At 44.2% G+C, this 3091-nt stretch carries 5 protein-coding genes; 3 read left to right on the plus strand and 2 right to left on the minus strand.

What is annotated here, in order from left to right:
- Positions 1–90: 90 nt before the first annotated feature.
- Positions 91–366, minus strand: coding sequence for a hypothetical protein (locus HMPREF3050_RS05640; RefSeq protein WP_003758370.1), 276 nt, complete (start codon positions 364–366; stop codon positions 91–93).
- A gap of 299 nt (positions 367–665) precedes the next feature.
- Between HMPREF3050_RS05640 and HMPREF3050_RS05645 the strand changes: the two genes are divergently transcribed.
- The 3 genes from HMPREF3050_RS05645 to HMPREF3050_RS05655 all read left to right on the plus strand — a co-directional run bounded on the left by HMPREF3050_RS05645 (position 666) and on the right by HMPREF3050_RS05655 (position 2871).
- Complete coding sequence (locus HMPREF3050_RS05645) at positions 666–1352, plus strand: S24 family peptidase (RefSeq protein WP_003758368.1); 687 nt, start codon at positions 666–668, stop codon at positions 1350–1352.
- Between the two features lie 216 nt (positions 1353–1568).
- A complete protein-coding gene (erpA, locus tag HMPREF3050_RS05650) occupies positions 1569–1907 on the plus strand; it encodes an iron-sulfur cluster insertion protein ErpA (protein WP_003758366.1) in 339 nt (112 codons plus the stop codon).
- Between the two features lie 289 nt (positions 1908–2196).
- Positions 2197–2871: a hypothetical protein gene (locus tag HMPREF3050_RS05655; protein ID WP_009313174.1), complete on the plus strand. Its 675-nt coding sequence runs from the start codon at positions 2197–2199 to the stop codon at positions 2869–2871.
- 31 nt (positions 2872–2902) lie between these two features.
- Here the strand turns inward: HMPREF3050_RS05655 and HMPREF3050_RS14810 are convergent.
- Positions 2903–3091: hypothetical protein (locus HMPREF3050_RS14810; RefSeq protein WP_210399912.1), on the minus strand; the 189-nt coding region annotated here is incomplete at its 5' end.

Consider the following 3091-nt stretch of genomic DNA (forward strand, 5'->3'; position numbering starts at 1 on the left):
GCCGTACTGGTTTAAAGTTAATCCACTATACAAACTCAAAAATTCCCCGCCTCCAGATTTAGAGCTTCGCAACAGCAGCCTCACAGCCACTCACTCATATACAATACCGGCAACCAATTCTTCTTCATTCAAATTGCCGTACTGCTGCTCCCAATCATGCGAAGCCTCAACCGTATCACACTCGCGCGCAAATACTTGCTGCTGCCCGTTCATATTTTCCAAAACCAAATTATTCAACTGCTCGCACTCTTGTGCCGAAACGCTGATATCAGATTGATGCGCTTGCGAATAGCTGAAAGGAAACGCCAAAAAACCCAATACAAAAGCAGTCAGAACCAACCAAGCATTTTTACGATAACGAGTCATTTTCACAGCCTCCAACAAAATCTAAAACACATTCAAATAAAACATAATTCAGTCTAAAAAATCAGATTAATCAGAATAAAGCATCGAAACTGAGACACAAATTAAAAATAAAAGTATTTTTGAACCGAAATTATTCGATTAATCTAACAATAAGCACATAATACTCAGAAAAAACAAAATCAGCAATACTTTTTCTTAGCTTGACTAATATTTTTCTTACAATTTGATAAAAACTAAGGTAAAATACACATTAAACATTCAAAGTGTATTAAAAATCACACTTAAACCAAAGGAACAACATGGATACCTTTAAAGACAGACTGGCTTTTCTATGGAAAGATGAAGCACGACAAGCCAAAATCGCGGCCGATATCGATATGACCATCGCCGGCTTCAGCCGCATCTGGAACGAGGGCGGATTACCCAAATCCGAAACCCTGAAAAAAATCAAACAGCTCAAAGGATGCAGCATAGACTGGCTTCTGACGGGAGAAGGAGAGCCGTTTCCCAATACCGAGCCGCCCAAAGCCACCGCTTACGACACTTTGGGCAATCCAGTCGATATTGACGAATTTATCTTCGTTCCGCGCTACGACATCCATGCCGCCGCAGGACACGGACAGCTTGTCGGCGATGAAAAACCCATGTTTACCATGGCATTCCGCCGTTACTGGATTGAAAACTACGTTACCCGCGACACCAAAAACCTGTCGGTCATTTCCGTCAAAGGTGATTCTATGGAAGGCGTCCTGAACGACGGGGATACCATCCTCATCAACCGCAGCGAAACCACCCCGCGCGATGGGTTATATGTTCTGCGTATCAATGAAAATCTTTTGGTGAAACGGCTGCAAGTCATACCCGGCGGCATCGTCAACGTCATCTCCGCCAACGAAGCCTATCCGGCCTTTGAAATCGATTTAAACAAAATGACCGAAGATGTTGCCATCATCGGCCGCGTGGAATGGTTTGGACGGATTATCTGATCTGCGTTGTATTCAGACGACCTGAATTCATGTTTTCCTATTTTTTAACAGGACGGACGGTGTAAAGGCTGTCCGCCTGCCTATTGAAATTTTTCGAGATTGCAGCCATGTAAGCGGTTAACAGATATTGCCGCCCGATCCGCAACACCCTCTTCTTGCTTCAAGAATCCGTTTGCGCGACAATACTGGCAATATTTATATAAAAGGAATCACATCATGTCAGACGAAAGCCCTATCATTTTTACAGAAAGCTGCTGCACCAAAGTAGCTGATTTAATTGCCGAAGAAAACAATCCCGACTTGAAACTGCGCGTATTCGTCAACGGCGGCGGCTGCTCAGGCTTCCAATACGGTTTTACCTTTGACGAAATCAAAAACGATGACGATTTTGAAATCCAAAAAAACGGGCTGACTTTCTTGGTCGATCCGATGAGCTATCAATATTTGGTCGGCGCGGAAATCGACTACACCGAAAGCCTGCAAGGTTCCCAATTCGTTATCCGCAATCCGAATGCGGAGACCACTTGCGGTTGCGGTTCTTCATTTTCCGTCTAATACACTGTTTTCTAAAAAAGGCCGTCTGTTCACTCAGGCGGCCTTTTAGATTGATATGCTTTCAAAGCAATAACATCTATCTTATAATTCATAGTTCCATTTGGTAATATTCATTAATATACTATAATCGGTCAGAATCGGGCATTTATACTATTTCAGCCGAATAAAATACCCTTTATCCTTCGGTTAAGACAAATAGACGAATAATAATCTATACTTTATAACAAAACCGACACTAAATACCTGCCTTCAAATAACAAAGCAGGATTTTATATCTCATGGGATCACAATGAAGAAACAAGATAAACTTTACGACGTTTATGTTTCTTATCCGCCGGATGTCGATCGCGAGCGCATCAACGCCTGCTTGTACGATAATCTGCCGGAAAAAGAAGCCGAAGATTTGGTTCAAGCGCTTGCCGAACGTCCGCAAGCCATTATTGCCGAGAACTGCACCCAAGACGAACGTGAAAACGCCCAACAATATTTCAATTATTTGGGATTGGATGTCATCGTCCGCCAATCGATGGAATTGGAGCTGAATCTCAGCGGCGAAGAACAGGAAGAAGCGGCTCCTGAAATCCGCCAGTGTCCCGTATGTTTGACCCTGATTGAGGATCACGAGGCGACGGAATGTCCCGTCTGCCATTTCCACCTTGCCAGCGCAACCGAGCAAATCATCCAGCGCAAGCGCATCGAATGGCAGGAACGGGTGGCGTTTGAGCATAAAAAACAAGCGGAAATCGCCCATAAGCTGCAAATCGAAAAAGAGCGCGAAGAAAAACTCCTACGCAAACAAATCCGTTCGGAACTGGAAAGCAAACTCCGCCAAGAATTGGGTGAAGATCCCCAATTGGCTGCTTTGCAATCCAAAAAGAACACCTACATCCTGATCAGCGTATTGGGCATTCTTGCCATGTTCGGCTTGGTGGCTGCCGGATACCTTGCCGCCAAGTTCCTGTAAAACGGAAATAACGCGATAAAGTCGATTAAGTTTAAATTAGGACAAGGCGGCGAAACCGCAGACAGTACAAATCGTACGAAACCGATTTTTTAAGGTGCTTCAACACTTTAGAAAATGCCTCTCCGCGAGCTGAAGTGAGGGCAACACCCCACCAGTTTAAACTTGATGCACCCTCAATCTGCCTAGCGAGACCTTTGCAAAAAAGCCCTTCCTCCGACAA

The organism is Neisseria sp. HMSC065D04, assembly GCF_001815675.1.
Lineage (GTDB): Bacteria > Pseudomonadota > Gammaproteobacteria > Burkholderiales > Neisseriaceae > Neisseria.